Below are 20,677 nucleotides of genomic sequence, written 5' to 3'. Positions count from 1 at the left end.
TTTTTTCACTCACGGTAATCAGCTCCCAACGGAACCTGCTTGTTGCCGACGCGGATCAGCACCTCGCCGTCGCGGATCAGGGCGATGCGCTCGCCGCTGGGAACCTTGTCGCCCACGGCCAGGCGCAGCGGCGCCTTGTCGGCGGCGACAAAACTGATCAACACCTTGCGCTCCTGGCCACGCCCGAACACCCCGGCGACACGCCAGCGCTTGTCCTCTGCCTTGGCTGCAGCATTGGCGGCCGCGGCGGCCAGCACGGCGGCCTCCGGTTCGAAGATGGGCGAGCCGGCCAGGGTCATGGCACGGCTGGCGTGGTCGGGCCGCTGCGGCAGGTCCGGCAGCTTCCAGCCTTCCTTGCGGGCCTGCACGAGTGGCGCGTCGGCATCCGGTGCCGGCGCGATCAGCCAGCCCAGGCCAAAGGCCACGGCCACCAGGATCCAGGGCAGGGCCTTCATGGCTTGCCTCCGGGCCTGGCGAGGATGCGCAGGTCCATGTCGGCCACCGCCGGCTGGCTCTGGCTGCGCAGGGACAGCCGCTCGACGACGATGCGCCGCTCCTGGTTGGCCATCTCGGCCAGCAGCACGAACAGCGGCGTGCGCTGCAGCTCGACGCTGACGCGGGCATGCAGTTCGACATAGCCGGCGGGCACATTGCCGGCGGGCTTGGCCGCTGGGTCGGCACGCACGAGGGTGATCTCGCGCACCTTCAGGCCCAGGCGCTGGGTCACATTGCGCAGCCAGTCCTGCAGGCCGGCCTCGGTCAGCGCCAGGTCGGGGTCCATCCAGACCGCGGTGTCATAGGCCACCTTGAGCGCCAGGGCCTCGCGGCGGCGCTCGGGCCAGTCCTTCTCCTTGGCCAGGGCCTGGAGGCGGGTCAGCTCGACCGCCAGGCCGCGGTTGCGCTCCAGCAGCACGTCGACCTCGTCGAAGCCGGCCAGCAGCAGATAGACGCTCAGCAAGGCGGCGCCCAGCCAGGCGCCGAGGCGCACCAGGCGGGATTCCTGCCACTGCTCGCGCAATTGCGACCAGGGCGTCAGCACAGCATCACGACTCATCAGCGATTCGGTATGGCATTGAAAACGTCGGCGGGCGGCAGGCCGTTGGCATCCGGCTTGGCCATGATGGGCTTGGGCGGCCCCGCGGGGGGCGGCGCCTGGCGCGCTGCAACGGCTGCGGGCTGAGGCGGCGGGGGGACCTGCACGACCGGCGCAGGCGCGGGCGCAGCGACCGCAGCGGCACGCACGGGCGCGGTCGCTTCCACGGCTGGTGCGGCGGCCACGTCGATGGCCCCGGCAACGGGCGGCCGCGGGCCCACGATGCGCATCTCCATGGTCAGCAGGCCGCGCGCGTTGTCCGCTCGCACTTCGTTCACGTCGGTGAACCAGCCTCCGGCCTGCAGGTCTTTCACGACACCCGCGCGCGTCGCGTTCGGCGTCAGCTGGAGGCTGATGCGCAGCTTGTTGGCCTCCAGGTCCATGTCCTTGATCTGCACGCCGGACCTGCCCAGCATGTCGTGCAGATGGCCGACCACATCCACCGGCAGCGGCAGCGCGAACCAGGCCGCGATCTTCTCGACCTCATCGACAGCCGCCATCGTGGCGTCACGGGCAGTGAGCACCGGTGTCGTCGCCGTCTTCACATCGGCAATCTGCGCAGCCAGGGAGCGGCCCTGCCGACCCGCGTCCCAGAGCTGATGCCCCAGCACGCCTGCGGCCAGGACAAGCGCCAGCGCGCCGGCGAACACGAGGCGCTGCTCGCTGCCCTCGGCCCCGTCGGCGGAGGCGTGCAGGGGGTAGTGCTTGATCCAGGCACTGGAAGCCAGGGCCGCCTGCTGCGGCTGCGGGGGCAGCCCGCCGGCATCGGCCATCGAGCCGCTTGCGTGCACGAACTCCTGCCAGTCCTGCGCGGTCAGTGGGTCGGCCCACCAGCGGCTGGCACGCAGGAAGCCGTCGCGCCAGCATTGCGCCTCGAAACCTTCCGCGCCGCTCAGCAGGCGCAGGCCTTCCTGGCCCTGGGGCTGGAGCAGCGTCTCGGGAATGAAGTGGCTGCGCTCCGGCGCCAGGCCATCGGCCAGCAGGCGCTGAGCGGCGGCCGCACCGTCCCAGGCGATTGCCAGGCCATCCTCACCCGACAGCACGAGCCGGGCCGCGGTGTTCTCGAAAGGCCGCCAGGCCTCGACCTGAAGCCGCAAGGCGGCCAGGCGCTCCTCGGGTGGCAGACCCGCCAGCCGAAACCAGCGCACGCGGCAGCGGCTGCGGGCGACGACGACGGTGGTCTTGGCCCACCAGCTCGCGCTCGGCAGCGCGTCGAAGCCCTCAAGGCGCAGGACTGCTTGCGGCCTGGGACCGAGTACCGAACGCAAGGGGGAATGGGAGAGCTGGGGGAGCTTCATCGGTGAGGGTAAGCCGCGTGATGCTGTGCTGTTCTGTGATGACCCACGGGCCGAGCTCCCCTGCAGGTATCAACCGGACATTGTACTCAAGGGCCCTGGGCAGCCCCGGCGCCCAGACCGTGATGCGGCTGTCGTTGCCCGGGGCGAACAGGTAGGCATCCTCGTCGAGTGTCAGGCCCACCAGACTCTGCATGCCGCGCACGTCCCGCAGCTGATCGGAGCGCCGCAAGGTCAGCAGCAATTCCAGCTGGGCCGGGCTGGCGGTGGGCAGCAAGGCCCTCAAGACGGGCAGCGATGCGGTCGCCGGATTGATGGGATGGCCGATGTCGCTGCTGAACCAGCGCATCCGTTTCGCCAGCTGGGCCGGGTCGTCACGCCACAGCGGCATCTTTTCAAGCTCCCGCTCGCTGAGCAACCAGTCGTTGCGGGGCCCGTCCAGACCGAGGGCCCGGTACTCCGGCCTCTCAGCGCCGTTCAGCCGCTTGAGGTTGTCGGTGTCGATGTAGTCGTCCAGCACGTCGGCCATGGCCTGGGCGCGCTGCAGCGTGGCGCCGTCCTGCACCAGCAGATTGGTCAGCACCCGGCGATCCACGCCATTGACGGCAAACAGGCCGCGGAAATCCTGCACGGCCACGAAAGCGCCGTCGGTCGTCGTGTAGCGCTGCCCGTCCTGTCGCACCTGGCTGTCCACCACCCCGCGCCCCGCCGGCATCAGCGGGCGCGTGGCATTCCAGTAGAGCGTGGCCGACAACGCGCCCGCCGTCGCCGCGCGAGCCTGCGCGTACTGGCTGAAGTCCAGCGCATTGCGGCGCAACTCGTCGTTGCGCAGGGCGAAGCGCTGCGCGACAAAGATCATCACGGCGAGCGCCGCCAACACCATCAGCAGCACATAGCCCTGCTGGCCCCGGGCACGGGATCGCCCGGCCCTCATTGCTGCTCCCATTGCGACCGCCGCATGCGGCCAGGCTCGGTGACGCTCAGCGTCGTCACCAGCGGCCCACCGACGTCGCTCCCCAGTTCCAGCCACACGGCCCGGGGTAGACGCGGCACGCCCGCTCGTGCCGCCCGCATTTCATTGTCCTCGCCGCTCGCAGCAGCCATTCGTACCGAGAACGCTGGCGGCCATTGCTCCAGCCATTGACCGCTGGCATCGAGAAAGCGGATGGCTCCGGGCTTGCCCTGCCAGGCCAGCACTTCGACCGGCGCCGCGGGCGTTCTCAGGCCCTGGGCGAAAGCATCGGTCGCCGGCGCCTCCGACAGCATCAGCCGCTGCCGCTTCGTCACCGGATCCGACTCGAAGCGGATCAGCAGGTGGGCGGCCTGCATGCCCGGCAAGCCGAGGGCTTCGGCACTGGCGACGGTGAGCTGCTTGTCGTCGCCCTGCAATTGCTGAGGCACGCCGGTCTGCTCCACCAGGCTGGCCTGGATCAGGCCGCGCAGCCATTCGCGGCGCACCACATCCAGCTGCCCGTCGACGCCCGAGCGCTGCAGCAGCTGCTCCACCCTCAGCACCTGCTGGAGGGCCTGCCACAGCAGCGACGAGATCATGGCCATCAAGGCCATGGTCACCAGCATCTCGACCAGCGTGAAGCCGAGTGCACGGCGCCCCCTTCCGAATCCGGCAGGCTTCCTCATGGCGAGCCCGCCTTCGGAGCCGCGAAAGCGGACCGCCACCCCGTGGCGACCTGCTCCCAATCGGCCCGCATGCCGCCGTCCAGGCGCGTGATGCTGGCGTTCACGCGGTAGAGCCCGAGCGTCCAGCGCGGCACGATGGCTCCGCCGGAGTCGAACTCGGGGCGCATGGGTTCCAGCAGGGTCGCGCGCCAGGTCAGGCGCAAGCCCCCCATCTCCCGCTCCCCTTCGGGCTCTGCGACGGGGTTGATGGTCGACAGCCAGGACACCCCCTCGATCTGCAACTGGGAACGGGCCTGGGACTCGCGCAGCCGTGTGGCCGTCGCCAGGTTCTGATTGATCCAGCCGAAAAGCACCAGGCCGGCGGTGGACAGGATGACCAGCGCGACGATCACTTCGAGCAGGGTGAAGCCCCGCGCGGAGGGCCCGGCGCAGCCGTGTTGACGCAAGCGGTGCCCGTCCCGCACCACCTCAGGAGCCCTCGATGACACGGCCACTGAAAGGCTCGACCCGCCAGACTTCACGCACACCACCGCGCGTGAACTGCATGCGGCCACCGCTCGCGGCGCCGGAGGGGTCATAGGTCAGGGGCTCGGGCAGCTGCAACTCGAGCCCGGGCGGGCCACCCGGCACGGCAGCCAGGATGGCGGCGGCATCGAGCCGCTTCTCTTCGCCGGACAGAAAGGCGCGGACCGGCATGGCCTCGACATAGGCCTTGAGGTCGGCGCGCCAGCCACGCTCCTGGGCGCTGTCCAGCCAGCCCGCCATGCGTGGCAGGACGATGCCCGTCGCCAGCGCCATCAGCGCCAGCACGACCAGCATCTCCAACAGCGTGAAGCCGCGGCTGCGGCTCATCTCAGCCTCGCCCGGGCGGGTTTGCGAATCCGCCGTCATCGGTATTGAAGAAAGGCTCAGTTGGCCGGCAGAACGCCAAGATCCTGCGCATCGGCCTCGCCGCCGGGTTGGCCGTCGGCACCCAGGGAGTACAGGGCAAACGGCTGGCCGTCTCGGCCAGGGAGGGCGTATTGATAAGCCTTGGACCAGGGATCCAACGGCACCGATTCTTCGAGATAGGGGCCGCGCCAGCGCGAAGCCAAGGCGGGGTCGGCCGGCGGCTTGTTGAGCAGCGCCAGCCCTTCCTGGGCCGTCGGATAACGGCCGATATCCAGGCGCAGGTTTTCCACCGCGCCACGCAACTGCTTGATCTGGATCGTCGCCGCCTGGATGCGCGACTGATCGACCTTGCGGAAAAGCCTCGGCCCCACCAGGCCCGCAATCAGGCCAATGATGGCAAGCACCACCAGCATTTCGAGCAAGGTGAAACCGCGCGCGCGCCGCGGAGAAACAGAAGATGAACGAGCCATGGTGCTGCAGTTTCGCAAGAGGTCGGCAGTGTAAGTGATGGAGTTGGGCACAAAAAAAGGGCACCCGAAGGTGCCCTTTTTGCTTGGCGCGTAAGCGCTGTTGCTTAGTACGTGTTGGCGCCGTACGGACGCTCCAGGGGGATGTAGCCAGCAGCAGCGCCGTTGATGGCTTGCTGGAACACGCCCTTGACGACGCCGATGTTGGCGTTGATCGTGAAGGTGATCGAACCACGGGTGCCGGTGCTGAACGTGCAGATGTCTGCGGCGTTCAGAGCGGTCGTGCCAACAGCCAGCTTGCCCGACTTGGCGGCACCGTAGGTGACCGTCTTGCCAGTTTCAGCTTGGCAGGTAGCCGAGTAGTCGGCCATCTGCGAACCCGTGTTCTGGAAGAAGAAGCGGGTGAAGTTGTTGGCGTCGGCGAAGTTGTTGAAGAACGCCGAGCGCAGTTCGATGCCGTTGGCACCCCAGACCCACCAGCTGGCGTTGCCAGCCAGGGCTTGAGCACCGACGCCAGCCAGCGACGGGTTGGCAACAGCCGACACGCCGAAGGTACGGGCGGTACCCAGCGACTGCGTCACGGAGCTGTTCAGGCTGACCAGAACGTTGGTCGTGCCGTTTTGCGTCATGGCAGCCGGCGAGACCGTGAACACGGCCGTGCCAGTGGTGGCGTTGTACGTCACGGTCTGAGCGGTGCTCGTGACCGGGCCGGTGGCGTTCACTTGCACGGAGCTGTTGCCAGCGCCGCTGAAGCTCGTGTTCAGGCCGGAGAAGTCGCCAGCGATCGTCACGACGACGTTCGTCAGGATGCTGTTGGCCGTAACGGGGGAACCGGCGGCGTTCAGCAGCGTGCCGTTCACACCGATGGTGAAGTTGGCGGCAGCGTTGGTGGTCGTGTCGTCACCGTTGGCAACGAAACCGAACAGGGGCTGATTGCCACCGTTGAAGTTCACGTCGGCCTTGGTGTTGCTGTCTTGCGTAGCCGTCAGCGTGATGGCGCGGCCAGACGTGGCAACCGTGGCGGTGATGTCGTTGGAGTTGTCGACGCGAGCGGTTTCGCCCGTGTCATACAGAGCGACGTTCAGCTTCTCGGTAGCGCCGACCGTAGCCAGGCTGTGGCCGTTGATGGCCAGGTTCGGGAAGGTGATGTTGCCGCCGACGTTGATGTCGGTGGTGACGTTCACGTCCCAAACGCACTCGGAAGCCGAGGTGCGCTTGACGGTGATGTTGGCAGCACCGCCACCAGAGACCGTCGGCACAGCGCCGCAGCTCAGGGTCGTCGTGGCGCCAGCAGGCTCACGCACGATGATGGTGAACGGCTGCGAAACCACGCGCGACACGCCCATCGTGTAGACGACGGGGTTCAGCGTGATGGCGCTGCTCGAAGTGATGGCTTCGACGGCGTACTTGCCGGCCGTCGAGGAGACCGAGCCTGCCGCCTGAGCACCAGCACCACAAACCGCAGCGGTCGCGACGGCCAGGGCCTTGTAGGTGAAGTTCTTCATTAAATGAACCTTCCGGATCGTTGTTGCAACAAATTAACCGAACACAAGCGAAGCTGAACGCTCAGAACACCGCATTGGGTCGATTGCCTCGGTCCGTTTCCGAACCGTCGCAGCCACCAACGCGGCGACCACTGCGTCGACACAAAGCGCTCATGCTTCGCCTCCCCTACTTTGACTGGCATGGCTCAATACCGTCCAGCTCAGCAGGTTGCCCGGCAGCATAGCAGACGATTACAGGTGTTTGCCCGTCCAGCACTGACCGAGGATCGGGGTTTGCCCGAGATGCGTTGCTTGTTGACATCAGTAGGAAGCGTCAATGACGGCGCTTTCCCACTGCCCCTTTGGCTCAAGCCCCGCCAGGGTGGCAGCCCTTGCCAAGGCCGGCCGAACTTGGCCCGCCCTTTAGAATCTTAGGCTGACTTGAACGATCTGGCATAGCCCGCCAGGTCGGCCACCCTGCATCTGAAGCGTCGAGCACGCGCTTCCTGCGCCACAGCTGACGCCCATCTTCGCGATATGACCACTGCAGACAACCCCGCGCTTGTCGACGAAACCCTCGACAAGCTGGAACAAGCCGTTTTCCAACGCCAGACGCGCGAAGGCGTCGTGCTGCTGCTGAACCTGCTGAGCCATATCAGCCAGACGCGCAATCCTTTCGGGATCCTCGCGCCCACCTGCACGCCGGAGCAGCGCCGCGCGGCTTACACGCGAATTGCCGCGATGATTTCGGCGCTGCTGTGCAGCCCGGATTTCCAGATTGATATGGGGCAGATCGAGTTTCTCTGCGGCCGCAAGCCGGCGCTCGAAGCCATTTTTGAACTCAGCGGCTACGAAGGCCCTTTCCATCTGCTGCGTTATCACGGCATCCGCAATGCCAACGGCAGCCTGACACTGAGGCCGAACCAGGTTTTCGTGCTGTCGCTGTTCTATTCGCTGGACGACATGCCTGCGGAGTTGATGTCAGGGGTGCTCAAGCTGCCGCCCGAACAGCTGCTGCCGCTGATGATGGGATGGTTCACCGCCCCATTCGTCCACAACGCCCAGGGTGAGCACAACCGCGGCCTGCTGATCGAGAACTCCGCCCTGGTCGAGAACGCCGTGCCGACGCAGGGCATCATCCAGGCATTGACCTCGGCCTGGATGCATTGCAGCTATGCCGACCATGCGCACAAGCACAACCTGAAGAAGTCGCTCAACGCCGTCTGGCTGCGCATCGACAAGACCGGCGGGCTCAAGTCCCGCAGCAGCGTCCGCCGCCTCGTCGACCGCCCCACCATCCTGGTGGCTGCCGAGCGGATGTCCACGGGCCATGCGATGTATCGCAGCTATGCAGCCAGCATCCGCCAGTTGAAGTCCCGCTACAACGTGGTCTGCATGGCGGTGAAGGGTTTCATCTCCGAAACGGCTTTCGACCTGTTCGACGATGTCGTCGTGCTGGAGCACGGCACCAACATGAAGGACATCGGCGCGCAGGTCGTGAAAATCGCGCCCGACATCATTTACTACCCCAGCCTGGGCATGTCGGAATGGACGCAGATGGTCGCCAATCTGCGCTTTGCCCCCATCCAGGTCATGACGCTCGGCCATCCGGCGCCGGCCATGATGGACACGATGGACTACACCCTCGTGCAGGAGGGCCACGGCGAGGCCGCCTGGGAGTTCGGTGCCAAGGTGCTGGAACGCAAGGCCTGGGGCAGTTTCGCGCCCTACAGCGACACCATCGACTTCGGTATGGAAAAGCTGCCCTTCGACGACGACGCCCTGCATATCGCCGTCAACAGCTCCCTGATGAAACTGTCGCCCCGGTTCCTGGCCATGTGCGAACGCCTGGAAAAGGGCTCCAAGCGGCCCATCCATTTCCACTTCTTCGCCAGTGCGTCCGGCGTCATGTACGACCGCATCCGGCAGGTCTTCGAGCGCCGCTTCCGCAATTTCACGCTGGAGCCGTCGCGCCCCTACGCGTCCTTCCTGCATCAGTTGAAGCGCTGCGACCTGGCCCTGGCCGCCTTCCCCTTCGGCAACACCAACAGCACGGTCGACACCTGCTTGCTCGGTGTGCCCACCGTCGCCTACTACGCCAACGAGGTGCTGAGCATCGGCGACCGCGACGTGATGCGCATGGTGGGCCTGCCGAGCTGGCTGGTGTCCGACAACGACGAGGACTACTTCCAGGCCGCCATGAAGGTCATCCATGACGACGAAGCCCGCCAGGCCATCGTCGATCATCTGAAGACGACCGACGTCAAGGCCGCCCTCTTCCAGCCGCCGCGCCCCGAGGATGAAACCGAATTCGTCGACGCCTTCGACTGGATGTACAAGAACCACGAAGCCCTGCAGGCCAGCTCCCAGCATCTGCTGAAGGTCGGCGAACCCATTCCCGCGTGAATCCCATGAGCCAGAAACCCATTTACGTCACCCAGCCCCATCTGCCGCCGCTGGAGGAGTTCCTGCCCTATCTGAAGGAGGTGTGGGACAGCAAGTTCCTCACCAACGGCGGGCCGATGCACCAGAAGTTCGAGCGGGCGCTGTGCGAATACCTGGGCGTGCCGGAGATCGCGCTGTTCTCCAACGGCACGCTGGCCCTGCTGACGGCGCTGCAGTCGCTGCGCGTCACGGGTGAAGTCATCACTACGCCCTATTCCTTCGTCGCGACGGCCCACTCGCTGCTGTGGAACGGCATCAAGCCCGTCTTCGTCGACGTCGATCCGGTCAACCTGAACCTGGACCCGGCCAAGATCGAGGCCGCCATCACGCCGCAGACGACGGCCATCATGCCGGTGCACTGCTACGGCCACCCCTGCGACGTGGCGGCCATCGAGAAGATCGCCGAGAACTACAACCTCAAGGTCATCTACGACGCCGCCCACTCCTTCGGCGTCGAGTCCGACGGCCAGAGCGTGCTGAACGCCGGCGACCTGTCGGTGCTGAGCTTCCACGCCACCAAGGTCTTCAACACCTTCGAGGGCGGCGCCATCGTCTGCAAGGACGCCAAGACCAAGCTGCGCATCGACCAGCTGAAGAACTTCGGCTTCGTCGACGAGACCACCGTCGTCGCGCCCGGCATCAACGGCAAGATGAGCGAGTTCAATGCGGCCCTGGGCCTGCTGCAGCTCAACCACGTCGACGACGCGCTGCGCCAGCGCGGCGAGATCGACGTCCGCTACCGCGCCATGCTGGCCGACATCCCCGGCATCGAATGCCTGCCGCCCAGCCCGGGCAGCAAGCACAACTATTCCTACTTCCCCATCCTGGTGAAGCCGGAATACGGCAGCACGCGCGACGAGCTCTACACGGCCATGCGCACCAAGAACATCTACGCGCGCCGCTATTTCTATCCGCTGATCAGCAGCTTCCCGATGTACCGCGCCCTGCCCTCGGCGGCGCCGGCCAACCTGCCCGTCGCCTCGCGCGCCGCCGAGCAGGTGCTGTGCCTGCCCATCTACCCGGGCCTGACGCCGGAGCAGCAGGACCAGATCGTCGACCTGATCCGCGCCCAGCGGAAGTAAGCGCCGATGCGGCTGGCCATCATGCAGCCCTATTTCCTGCCCTACATCGGCTACTGGCAGCTGATGGGGGCGGTGGATGCCTTCGTCGTCTACGACCGCATCAAGTACACCAAGAAGGGCTGGATCAACCGCAACCGCATGCTGCTCAACGGCAGCGATGCGATGTTCTCGCTGCAGCTGGCCGCGGGCTCGGACCAGCTCATGGTCTGCGAGCGCGAGCTCGCACCGAGCTTCGACCGCCGCAAGCTGCTGGCTCAGTTCGAAGGCGCCTACCGCAAGGCACCGCAGTTCGAAGCCCTGCGCCCCTGGCTGCAGAGCGTCGTGCTGGACCCGGCCAACAACCTCTTCGACTACCTCTGGCAATCCATCGTCAAGACGCGTGACCACCTCGGCCTGACGACGAAGCTGATCGTGTCCTCCGAGGTCGAGCACGACGAGAGCCTGAAGGCCCAGGACAAGGTGCTGGCCATCTGCAAGGCCGTCGGCGCGACGACCTATGTCAATGCCATCGGCGGCATGGAACTCTATGAGCGCGAAGCCTTTGCCGCCGAAGGCATCGAGCTCAAGTTCCACAAGGCCAGATCCTTCGAATACGCCCAGCTCGGCGAGCCTTTCGTGCCCTGGCTGTCCGTCCTCGACGTGCTGATGTTCAACCCCGCCGCGGTCGTCGACGACACCGTGCGCCACCAGTTCGACCTGTTGTGACCTCCTACCGCTGGACCAAGCTGGGCCGCCCCTTCGTGCCCCAGCAGATCGAGGGCCGACCCTGGCTGCGCAGCTTCGCGCAGGCGCCCCACACCCTGCTGCTGGAAGACCGCATCCGCGTCTACTTCTCCTGCCGGCCCGAGCCCGATGCGCGCGGCCAGTTCGTCAGCTACTCGGCCTGGGTGGACCTGGACCGCCGCGACCCGCTGCGCGTGCTGGACATGGCCACCGAGCCCATCCTGCCGCTGGGCGGCCTGGGCTGCTTCGACGAATTCGGCACCTATCCCGTCTCGGTGATCCAGGACCACAAAAACAGCGCCGTGCTGCGCGCCTATTACGCCGGCTGGACGCGCTGCGAGTCCGTGCCCTTCGACACCGCCATCGGCACGGCCATCAGCCGCGACGGCGGCAAGACCTTTCAGCGCGAGGGTGACGGCCCCGTGCTGGCCGCCAGCCTGAACGAGCCCTTCGTCATCAGCGGCCCCAAGATCCGCCGCTACGGCAACCAGTACCAGCTCTTCTACATCGCCGGCCGCTGCTGGAAGATGGTCGACGGCCGCGCCGAGCCGGTCTACAAGATTCGCATGGCCACCTCCGACGATGGCCTGAACTGGAAGCGCGAGGACCGCGACCTCATCGAGAGCCGCATCGAGCCCGACGAGGCCCAGGCCAGCCCCGATGTCTTCGAGGCCAACGGGCGCTTCCACATGTTCTTCTGCTACCGCCACAGCGCTGGCTTCCGTGGCAAGGAGAAGGGCTACCGCATCGGCTACGCCTCCAGCACCGACCTCAAGCACTGGACGCGCGACGACGCCAAGGCCGGCCTGGAGCTGTCCGAGGAAGGCTGGGACAGCGAGATGCTGGCCTATCCCCACATCTTCCAGGTCGATGGCGTGACCTATATGGGCTATCTCGGCAACGGCGTGGGCCGCGAGGGCTTCGGCCTCGCCAGGTTGGAAGGGGAACTCTGATGCACTGGCGCAAGCTCGGCCGCATCTTCAACCCCTTCGAGCACGAGCTGCCCGGGGCCGGCGCCGGCTTTGCGCAGTCCCCTCAGGCCGTCGTCTTCGACGACTTCGTGCGCATCTATTTCTCGACGCGCGCCAAGGGCGCCGACGGCAAGTTCTTGAGTCAGGTCGCGTTTGCCGACTTCAGCAAGGACCTGCAGCAGGTGCTGCGCGTCAACACCGAGCCGGTGCTGGGCTTGGGCGGCCTGGGCTGCTTCGACGAGCACGGCATCTTCCCCTTCAGCCCGACGCCGGTCGGCAACGAGATCTGGGCCTACACCACCGGCTGGGCGCGGCGCGTCGCCGTGTCTGTCGAGACGGCCGTCGGCCTGGTCATCAGCCGTGATGGCGGCGCGACCTTCGAGCGCGCCGGCCCCGGCCCCGTGCTCGGCCCGAGCATCCATGAGCCCTGCCTGGTCGGCGATGCCTTCGTGCGCCGCTTCGACGGGCGCTTCCACATGTGGACGATGTTCGGCACCGGCTGGAAGCACTTCCCCGGCGAGGCCGCGCCCGATCGCATCTACAAGATCGGCCATGCCAGCTCGCTGGACGGCATCCACTGGACCAAGGACGAAGGCCAGGCCCTGGTGCCCGACCGCCTCGGCCCCGATGAATGCCAGGCCCTGCCGGCCGTCATCCGCGTCGGCGAGCGCTGGCTGATGGTGTTCTGCTACCGCGAGGCCCACGGTTTCCGCACCGATCCGTCGCGCGGCTACCGCCTGGGCCAGGCCTGGTCCGATGACCTCGTCACCTGGACGCGCGCCGACGACCTGCCGCGCTTCGAGGCCGATGCCGGCGCCTGGGATGGCGACATGGTCTGCTATCCCCACCTGACGGAAATCGACGGCCGCATCGTGCTGCTCTACAACGGCAATGCCTTTGGCCGCGAAGGCTTTGGCGCGGCCGTGCTCGAGGCATGAACTACCGGCTCGACAGCGTCGGTGCCGCCGAGCTGCTGACCCATTTGCGCGCAGCCGATACCGGCTTCACGCCGCCGCTGAGCAGCCGCATCGATCTCGTCGACTACGCCGACAAACTGGCCGCCCGCGCCCGCCGCATCGAGGCCTGGCAGGACGATGTGCTGGTCGGCCTGATCGCCCTGTACGCCAACGACGCCGCCCTAGGCGGCTTCATCACCAATGTCAGCGTGCTGCCCGGCCATCAAGGCCAGGGCATTGCCGGCGAACTGCTGACCCGCACCCTGGCCCTGGCCACCAGGCTGGGCCTGCCTCGGCTGCGCCTGGAGGTCTACGCCGACAATACGGCCGCGCTGGCCCTGTACCGCCGCCATGGCTTCAGCCCCGAGCCACCGGCTGCCGCCAGCCCCACCCTCTTTCTGCACCGAGAGCTTTGATGAGCAACACCCGCGACTACAACGCCGAACACGTCGACAACGCGCGCAAATACGCCTACGGCTTCGACTTCGACGTCATGCACCCGCTGATGGTGCGCTCCTTCGCGCCCTTCTTCCGTCCGGGCAGCATGCTGGAGCTGGGCAGCTTCAAGGGTGACTTCACCGCCCGCCTGACCGAGCACTTCAGCGACCTGAGCTGCGTCGAGGCGTCCGACCAGGCCATGGAAGAAGCCCGCCAGCGCCTGGGCGACAAGGTGCAGTACTTCAACTCGCTGTTCGAGACCGTCCAGCTGCCGCGCCGCTACGACAACATCGTCATGACGCATGTGCTGGAGCACCTGGACGACCCCATCGCCGTGCTGGCCCGCATCAACCGCGAATGGCTGGCCCCGGGCGGCCGCTTCTTCCTGGCCTGCCCCAATGCCAACGCGCCGTCGCGCCAGATCGCCGTCAAGATGGGCCTGATCGACCACAACGCCGCCGTCACGCCGGCCGAAGCCGAGCATGGCCACCGCATCACCTATGCGCTGGACACGCTGGAGCGCGACGCCACCCGCGCCGGCCTCAAGGTCATCCACCGCTCGGGCATCTTCTTCAAGGCCCTGGCCAACTTCCAGTGGGACCGCCTGCTGAAGACCGACATCATCACGCCGGCCTACCTGGAAGGCTGCTTCCAGCTCGGCCAGCAATACCCCGACCTCTGCTCGTCCATCTACCTGGTGTGTGAAGCCGGTTGAAACGGGCGGTTGAGCCCGGCATGCACGTCGCCGTCGTCGGCTCCGGCTTCAGCGGCGTCGCCATCGCCTGGCAGCTGCTGGGCCGTCTGCCGGCCGGCAGCACGGTCACGATGATCAACGGCTCGGGCCGCTTCGCGCGCGGCCTGGCCTATGGCACCCACTCGGCCGACCATCTGCTCAATGTGCCTGCGGCGCGCATGAGCCTGGACCCGGCCCAGCCGAATCATTTCGTCGACTGGCTGCGTCGCGACGACGCGGCCATCGACGGCCACGAGTTCGTCCCACGCCAGCGCTATGGCGACTATCTGCAGTCGGCGCTGGAGCAGCGCGCTGCCGAATGCGCGGGCGTGTCGCTGCGCCAGAAGATTGCCCTGGTGGACGCCTGCGAGCCCGTCGGCGGCGGCTGGCAGCTGAAGTTCGCCGACGGCATGACGGTCGGCTTCGATGCCGTCATCCTTGCCATCGGCCACCTGGCACCGCGGCATCCGAATCCCGCGCTGGCCGGCCTGCCCGGCTATGTCGCTGACCCCTGGGCGAGCGTTGCCCTGCAGGACCTGGCGCCCGAAGCGCCCGTCGCGCTGATCGGCAGCGGCCTGACCATGCTGGACGTGCTGATCACGCTGCGCACCCGCGGCCATCACGGGCCGGTGCTGGCCCTGTCGCGCCGCGGCCTGCTGCCCCAAGGCCACCGCCGCAACGAAGGGCCGCCCAAGCCTTGGGCGCTGGACCCGGCCATCGCCAGCGGCCAGCCTCTGCGCAAGCAATTGCGCCTGTTCCGCGCCGAACTCCAGCGCGCCCTGGCCGCCGGCGTCGACTGGCGCGATGTCTGGGCCGCCTTCCGCGCCGAAACGCCCAAGGCTTGGCAGGCCCTGGATGCGCGCGGCCGCGGCCAGTTTCTGCGCCATCTGCTGCCCTACTGGGATGTGCATCGCCACCGCGCAGCGCCTGGCGCGCGCGCCGTGCTGGAAGAAGACCTCGCCAGCGGCCGGCTGCGCCAGGCGGCGGGGCGGGTCGTGTCGGTCCAGGCCCTCGACAACCGCTTGCGTCTCGATTGGCGTGCCCGTGGCCAGAGCGACGTCGAGACTTTCGATGCGACGCACATCGTCAACTGCTCGGGCCCCAGCTCGGCCATCGATGCCGCTTCGTCGCCGCTGATGTGGCGGCTGCAGCAGTCCGGCCGCCTCACGCCCTGCCCTCATGGCCTGGGCCTGCTGGTGGACGAGGGCTATCGCATCCGCGCTGCCGACGGCCAAGGCCAGGCCGGCCTCTACTACCTCGGCCCGCATCTGCGCGCCCAGCGCTGGGAGGCCACCGCCGTGCCGGAACTGCGCGAGCATGCGGCCGCGCTCGCGGCGCAGCTGCTCAGGCCCTGAGCAGGGCTTGCAGGGCCGTCACGGCCTCGCTGGCGTCGTCGCGGCTGGCATCGATGCGCAGGGCGGGCGACAGCGGCTCCTCATAGGGCGCCGATACGCCGGTGAACTGGGTCAGCGCGTTGGCCCTCGCGTTGCGGTACAGGCCCTTCGGGTCGCGCCGCTCGCAGACCTCGAGCGGCGTCGCCACATGCACCTCGCGGAAGTGCTCCGCGCCGACGATGTCACGCGCCATCGCGCGGTCCTCGCGCAGCGGCGAGATCAGCGCGCAGATGACGACGAGGCCGGCCTCGCGCATCAGCTTGGCGACCTCGGCGACGCGGCGGATGTTCTCGCGCCTGTCCTCGGGGCTGAAGCCCAGGCCACGGCACAGGCCAGCGCGCACGGCGTCGCCGTCCAGCACGGCGGCCTTGACGCCGGCTTCAGCCAGGCGGCGATGCAAGCCGGACGCGAGCGTGGATTTGCCGGCGCCGGACAGGCCGGTCAGCCACAGCACGCGCGGTTGAAGAAGCGCACTCACCGCCCGCTCACTTCGGCACAACGCTGCGCTGGGCAATCGCTTCGTCCAGGCCGGCGAGCAGGGCGTCCCGGCGTGGCATCACTTCGAGCAACTGGAAGCGGATCGCGATCAGCTGCATCACATACCCGAGGTTGGCCTTGTTCTCGGCCACGCCCGCGGACACATCCATCTTGGTGAGCACATAGTTCTCGATGTCCTCGACCTTCATCGCGGCCAGTTGCTGGCGCAGCGAGCGGATGGCCGGCTCGACGTCGGCCCAGGACATGGCCAGCACCTGATCGCGCAGATGGCGCTGCAGCCAGGCCGCATCCCCGCGGCTGACGGCCTGACGAGCCAACACCTCGTTGAGCAGGCCCGCCGTCTGCCGGCCCGATTCGCCGTCCTGCAGCTGGCGCGTCTTCTTGACGGCCTCGAACACCGCCGGCCAGTCCTGCCTCGCCTGGGAATAGACGGTGCGCTGCACATTCAGCTCGATCAGCGCCTGCTTGCGAAGCATCAGCACGGCCTTGCCGCGCTCATCCAGGCGGGTGCCGACCTGGGCCAGCAGCGGCTTCCAGGTGGCCGCCGGCGCGCGCAGCAGTTCGCTGGGCTTGGCCGGCAGCGCCAAGGTGGGCTGTGCGGTTTCGGTCACGCCCGGAGTCGCCGTGGCGCTTGCGGGCGCAGCCACAACGGCCATGAACATTGCCGACAGCGGTGCCAACAAGCGGGAGGTCCAGTGGGGGCGGCGAGAAGAGTTCAACAACATCATCAAGGTTCCGAATGGGGGGCGTGGAATTCAGGGCCCAGCCAGGCGCCCAGCAGGGCCCTGGGCTGGGAAGTATCGAGACCGGCCAGATCGCGCAGCACGCGCTCGCCGGCGCCATCGTCCACCAGCCGCGCCACGCGCACGCCGGCGCAGGTCGTGGGCAGGCTGGTTTCCTGATCGGCGAGCAGTTCCTCGAAGAGCTTCTCGCCGGGCCGCAGGCCGGTGTATTCAATGCGGATGTCGTCGGTGGAATGGCCGCTCATGCGGATCATCTGCCGCGCCAGGTCGGCGATGCGCACCGGCTCGCCCATGTCCAGCACCAGCACCTGGCCGCTCTCGCCGATGGCGGCGGCCTGGATGACGAGACGGGCCGCCTCGGGGATGGTCATGAAGTAGCGAATGATGTCCGGATGGGTCACCGTGACGGGGCCGCCGCGGGCGATCTGCTCCTTGAACTTCGGGATCACGCTGCCGCTGGAGCCCAGCACATTGCCGAAGCGCACGGCCATGAAGCGCGTGGCCGGATGCCGCTGGGCCAGGGCAACGAGCGCCAATTCCGCGGCGCGCTTGGTGGCACCCATCACATTGGTCGGGTTGACGGCCTTGTCGGTGCTGATCAGCACGAAGCGTTCGGCGCCGATCTCGGCCGCGGCCAGCGCCGCGTTGTAGGTGCCCAGGGTGTTGTTGCGAACGCAGGCCGCCGAGTTGTCAACCTCCTCCATCAGCGGCACATGCTTGAAGGCCGCGGCGTGGAAGACGAGCTGCGGCCGGTGGCGCGCGAAGCAGGCGCGCAGGTGGTCGAGGTCCTTGACGTCGCCGATGACGCGCACCAGGGGCAGATGCGGGAAGGTCTCGGCCAGCGTCTGCTCGATGGCGTAGAGGGCGTACTCGCTGAGCTCGTAGAGCACGATGGCGCGCGGGCCGTAGCGCGCGATCTGGCGGCACAGCTCGCTGCCGATGCTGCCGCCCGCCCCCGTCACCATGACGACGCGCGAGTTGATGGTCTCGGAAATTCCCGCCTCGTCGAGCTGCACCGGCGGGCGGCCCAGCAGATCCTCGGGCTCGATGTCGCGCACTTCATTGACGCGACGGCCGGCCATCAACTCCATGCTGCTGGGCACGGTCAGCACGGGCAGCCCCGTGGCGCCTGCCAGGTCCAGCGCCCGGCGCCGCTGCGCGGTCGAGGCCGCGGGCATGGCCACGATGACGTGAGTGACGCCATGCATGTCGGCGAAACGCTCCGCCTGCGCCAGATCACCCAACACCGCCAGGCCGGCCACCCGCCCACCCAGCTTGCCCGGGTCGTCATCGAGGAAGCCGACCACCACCCAGCCCTGGCTGTGCTGGATGCCCGCCACCAGCAGCCGGCCGGCGTCGCCCGCCCCCATCACCAGCGCGCGGCGCTTCTCCTGGGCGCTGCCGCTGATGCGGCTGCGCATGTGCTCGTAGAGCATGCGGTAGCCCATGCGCATCATGGCCAGCAGCATCAGCGTGAAGAGGGGGTGCAGGGCCAGCACGGCGCGCGGTACGGCATGCAGATGGGCCATCAGCACGGCGGCCGCGGCGATCAGGCCGGCCAGCGCGCAGGCGACGGCCAGGCGCTTGACCTCGCCGAAGCCGGAGAAGCGCCACATGCCCTTGGGGACGCGCAGCAGCCACAGCACGGCCGCGTAGATGCCCAGCAGGCCCAGCAACACCCAGCCGTCGTAGTCCGGGCGCGCGGCAAACCAGCGCTCGAAGCCGAGGCGGAAGAGATAGGTGGCCTGCCAGGCCAGCGCCACGACGGCCAGATCGAGCAGCAGGGCCAGCGCCTCGCGATTCGGGCGCAGGCGCGTCAGGAAGGTGTCAAGGGCTTGCCAGTTCAACATGTCCAGTTCGGGGACGGGATTCCGTTCAGGGTCGGCCAACCCGCCATTGTCGACTGCCTGGACATGCTGCTGCGCTCCTTAGGTCGACTTGGCCATCGGCGCAACGCCCAGGCCAAGCAGGGCGTCGCAAAGGGCAGCGGGGTCAACGAGCACATCGCGCTGTATCGGCAGGACGTGCGAACCTTGCTGCGCCTCGCCCACCACGAAGCAATGCTGGACGCCCAACTGCTCGAGCGCATGCGCCCACGACGGAAAATTGGCCGCCAAGTCCGAGCACAGCGAGATGATCCGCGTGCCCGGTGCACAGAAGACGCAATTGGACATCGCCGACCCCTGGGCGCCGACGACGACCTCCGCGGCATGGAAGCGCCGCACCTGGTCGGCAAAGCTCAGGGTTTCCGGCTGCACTTCCTCGAAACCCCATTCGCTGACCAGCATGTCGCTCAACGCATCCTCGTTCAGCACCCGGCGGGTGACACTGTGGCGCCTGACGAGAAGCCGACCACCACGCGTCGCCGTCGTTCCGGACAGTGCCTCCAGCATGCTTTGTCGCAGCCAGGCCATGCCCTCAGCGGACGACGGTGCCACCGACGCAATCGCTGGCGCCTCGATGCGGGTGGCGTGAGGAAAGAAGACATCGGGGCCAGAGAACAGCAATCGATCCACCTGAACACAGCGTCCGCGAGCTGTTCGCCGCAAAGGCGCCTGTGGCCCCAGCAGCAACTCCAAGGCCTCATAGTGACTGGCCGGCATGTCGTCCTCCACCAGGACCTGAGCAGATGCGCTTTCCGGATGCTGTTCGAAGGCGCGCAGCCGAACCAGATAGTCCAGCAGCCAATGACCGTAATGCTTGGCGGCACTGCCCAGCAGCGACAAGGCCGTCCCACCGATGCGCGTCATCGGCACGTTGCGCAGCAGCACCTGTTGAACTGCCCCCACGGCAATCCAGCTGTCGCTGGAGCAGCCCGTGATTTCACCCAAGGGATGCGTGAGCGAATCGCACCAGGCTTCACCGCCGTCCAGCAGCACGACATCACTACCGGGGCAAACCGTGGCATTGCGACCCTCCGCCACATAGCGATCGCTGGTCAGCACAGGCCCTATGGATCCGTCGAGCCGAAGTGCTCCGCCGACGCTGCGCGGTTCGGGGATCGTGTACAGCCTTGCCGTCTCCAGCAACTCCACCTTGGCGCAACCGCCCGGTGCAAGTGCAGACCTGAGCGGGAAAGGCCCCCTCAAGTCAGCACCGAGCCGTTGCTGCAGCTGCTGCAGTTCCGCAGCACCGAGGCTGAACCCCTCTTCGAATCGAACCAGTGCCTGGAGTTCCAGCAGTTGCGTATCCGTCGGCCCCTTGCCGAGCGCGCCGGGGATCCCCTGCAGGATCGCGCCGCGGTAGTTCGACATCGCGGCTGCCAGCTCGCTGCGCCAAGCCTTGCCAGTCTCGGCCGCCGTACCTTGGGCGCTCAAGGCAGCGGCGGGCACGCCACGACCACTGCAGTTGAACAGGATGGCAAGAAGCAAGGTTTGGGCAAAGGCCCACCGCGGCTGCGCCCGCATCAAGGGCCGCAGCTCCTTCTCGCACTGATTGAACTCTCCGGCATTCAGCAGCGCCGCCAACCGCCCCTCGATCCGCGACCTGAAAGCCGGCTTCGCCAGCAAGGCCTCGGGCCATGTGGCCGCGAAGCCAAGTGCCTGCTCGCCCCTGCCGATGGCAAGGCATGAGTCCAGCAGCGCCAGGCTCAGTTCCTCCTGGGCTGGGAAGTGCTGCAAGGCCTGCTGAAGCACTTCCACGGCCTGCACAAACGCCGACGCGCGCCAGAGCGCCAGCGCCAGAAAGGCCAGCGCACGCGCGTCACCCGGGCTCTGGCGCAGCACAGCCAGGCAAAGGTCCACCGCCTGCTGGTGCTGCCCGGCGAGGCTGGCCTGGCGCGCGGCCTCGAGGCTGGCGGCCGATGAGGTGTCTGGATCCGCCATCG

The 20,677-nt window shown here is 67.5% G+C and carries 21 protein-coding genes; 8 read left to right on the top strand and 13 right to left on the bottom strand.

What is annotated here, in order from left to right:
- Positions 1-5: 5 nt before the first annotated feature.
- The 9 genes from AC07OY_RS15850 to AC07OY_RS15810 all read right to left on the bottom strand — a co-directional run bounded on the left by AC07OY_RS15850 (position 6) and on the right by AC07OY_RS15810 (position 6,889).
- Positions 6-455, bottom strand: coding sequence for a hypothetical protein (locus AC07OY_RS15850; protein WP_495043570.1), 450 nt, complete (start codon positions 453-455; stop codon positions 6-8).
- On the bottom strand, positions 452-1,054 hold the full coding sequence (locus tag AC07OY_RS15845; protein ID WP_495043569.1) for a GspMb/PilO family protein: 603 nt from the start codon (positions 1,052-1,054) through the stop codon (positions 452-454). Before AC07OY_RS15845 ends, AC07OY_RS15850 begins: the two co-directional genes overlap by 4 nt.
- Entirely contained in the window at positions 1,054-2,361 is a 1,308-nt protein-coding gene (locus AC07OY_RS15840) for a hypothetical protein (RefSeq protein ID WP_495043568.1), read from the bottom strand. The genes AC07OY_RS15845 and AC07OY_RS15840 overlap by 1 nt, the downstream gene beginning before the upstream one ends.
- Positions 2,315-3,280: a hypothetical protein gene (locus AC07OY_RS15835; RefSeq protein WP_495043567.1), complete on the bottom strand. Its 966-nt coding sequence runs from the start codon at positions 3,278-3,280 to the stop codon at positions 2,315-2,317. Before AC07OY_RS15835 ends, AC07OY_RS15840 begins: the two co-directional genes overlap by 47 nt.
- 38 nt (positions 3,281-3,318) lie before the next feature.
- The gene (locus tag AC07OY_RS15830; protein ID WP_495043566.1) at positions 3,319-4,026 is read right to left on the bottom strand and encodes a PulJ/GspJ family protein; all 708 of its coding nucleotides are present in this window, start codon (positions 4,024-4,026) and stop codon (positions 3,319-3,321) included.
- Positions 4,023-4,604: a type II secretion system protein gene (locus AC07OY_RS15825; protein ID WP_495043565.1), complete on the bottom strand. Its 582-nt coding sequence runs from the start codon at positions 4,602-4,604 to the stop codon at positions 4,023-4,025. The genes AC07OY_RS15830 and AC07OY_RS15825 overlap by 4 nt, the downstream gene beginning before the upstream one ends.
- Entirely contained in the window at positions 4,495-4,878 is a 384-nt protein-coding gene (locus tag AC07OY_RS15820) for a prepilin-type N-terminal cleavage/methylation domain-containing protein (protein WP_495043564.1), read from the bottom strand. Before AC07OY_RS15820 ends, AC07OY_RS15825 begins: the two co-directional genes overlap by 110 nt.
- Before the next feature lie 56 nt (positions 4,879-4,934).
- On the bottom strand, positions 4,935-5,387 hold the full coding sequence (gene gspG, locus AC07OY_RS15815) for a type II secretion system major pseudopilin GspG (protein WP_495043563.1): 453 nt from the start codon (positions 5,385-5,387) through the stop codon (positions 4,935-4,937).
- Between the two features lie 104 nt (positions 5,388-5,491).
- Positions 5,492-6,889 (bottom strand): hypothetical protein, encoded by a 1,398-nt coding sequence (locus AC07OY_RS15810; protein WP_495043562.1) that lies wholly within the window; start codon positions 6,887-6,889, stop codon positions 5,492-5,494.
- Between the two features lie 516 nt (positions 6,890-7,405).
- Here AC07OY_RS15810 and AC07OY_RS15805 point away from each other — a divergent pair.
- From AC07OY_RS15805 to AC07OY_RS15770, 8 genes are read left to right on the top strand one after another with little or no spacing between them, the layout of a single operon-like run.
- Complete coding sequence (locus AC07OY_RS15805; RefSeq protein WP_495043561.1) at positions 7,406-9,274, top strand: hypothetical protein; 1,869 nt, start codon at positions 7,406-7,408, stop codon at positions 9,272-9,274.
- A 5-nt stretch (positions 9,275-9,279) separates the two neighbouring features.
- Positions 9,280-10,395: a DegT/DnrJ/EryC1/StrS family aminotransferase gene (locus AC07OY_RS15800; protein WP_495043560.1), complete on the top strand. Its 1,116-nt coding sequence runs from the start codon at positions 9,280-9,282 to the stop codon at positions 10,393-10,395.
- Between the two features lie 6 nt (positions 10,396-10,401).
- Positions 10,402-11,100, top strand: coding sequence for a WbqC family protein (locus tag AC07OY_RS15795; RefSeq protein ID WP_495043559.1), 699 nt, complete (start codon positions 10,402-10,404; stop codon positions 11,098-11,100).
- Entirely contained in the window at positions 11,097-12,071 is a 975-nt protein-coding gene (locus tag AC07OY_RS15790; RefSeq protein WP_495043558.1) for a glycoside hydrolase family protein, read from the top strand. Before AC07OY_RS15795 ends, AC07OY_RS15790 begins: the two co-directional genes overlap by 4 nt.
- Entirely contained in the window at positions 12,071-13,027 is a 957-nt protein-coding gene (locus tag AC07OY_RS15785; protein ID WP_495043557.1) for a glycoside hydrolase family protein, read from the top strand. Before AC07OY_RS15790 ends, AC07OY_RS15785 begins: the two co-directional genes overlap by 1 nt.
- Positions 13,024-13,461, top strand: coding sequence for a GNAT family N-acetyltransferase (locus AC07OY_RS15780; protein WP_495043556.1), 438 nt, complete (start codon positions 13,024-13,026; stop codon positions 13,459-13,461). The genes AC07OY_RS15785 and AC07OY_RS15780 overlap by 4 nt, the downstream gene beginning before the upstream one ends.
- The gene (locus tag AC07OY_RS15775) at positions 13,461-14,198 is read left to right on the top strand and encodes a class I SAM-dependent methyltransferase (protein ID WP_495043555.1); all 738 of its coding nucleotides are present in this window, start codon (positions 13,461-13,463) and stop codon (positions 14,196-14,198) included. Before AC07OY_RS15780 ends, AC07OY_RS15775 begins: the two co-directional genes overlap by 1 nt.
- Positions 14,199-14,218: 20 nt before the next feature.
- A complete protein-coding gene (locus AC07OY_RS15770) occupies positions 14,219-15,571 on the top strand; it encodes an FAD/NAD(P)-binding protein (protein WP_495043554.1) in 1,353 nt (450 codons plus the stop codon).
- Here AC07OY_RS15770 and cysC read toward each other — a convergent pair.
- From cysC to AC07OY_RS15750, 4 genes are all read right to left on the bottom strand, one after another.
- The gene (cysC, locus tag AC07OY_RS15765; protein WP_495043553.1) at positions 15,561-16,088 is read right to left on the bottom strand and encodes an adenylyl-sulfate kinase; all 528 of its coding nucleotides are present in this window, start codon (positions 16,086-16,088) and stop codon (positions 15,561-15,563) included. The two genes, AC07OY_RS15770 and cysC, sit on opposite strands and share 11 nt — an antisense overlap.
- A 7-nt stretch (positions 16,089-16,095) precedes the next feature.
- The gene (locus tag AC07OY_RS15760) at positions 16,096-16,719 is read right to left on the bottom strand and encodes a hypothetical protein (protein ID WP_495043552.1); all 624 of its coding nucleotides are present in this window, start codon (positions 16,717-16,719) and stop codon (positions 16,096-16,098) included.
- Positions 16,720-16,835: 116 nt separating this feature from the next.
- Complete coding sequence (locus tag AC07OY_RS15755) at positions 16,836-18,701, bottom strand: polysaccharide biosynthesis protein (RefSeq protein ID WP_495043551.1); 1,866 nt, start codon at positions 18,699-18,701, stop codon at positions 16,836-16,838.
- 78 nt (positions 18,702-18,779) lie between these two features.
- Positions 18,780-20,675, bottom strand: coding sequence for a glycosyltransferase family 61 protein (locus tag AC07OY_RS15750; RefSeq protein WP_495043550.1), 1,896 nt, complete (start codon positions 20,673-20,675; stop codon positions 18,780-18,782).
- Between the last annotated feature and the right edge of the window lie 2 nt (positions 20,676-20,677).

This window comes from Roseateles sp. GW821-FHT09H10 (assembly GCF_059415865.1).
The sequence above is the reverse complement of the archived record's forward strand: the minus strand, read 5'-3'. Positions and strand labels throughout refer to the sequence as shown.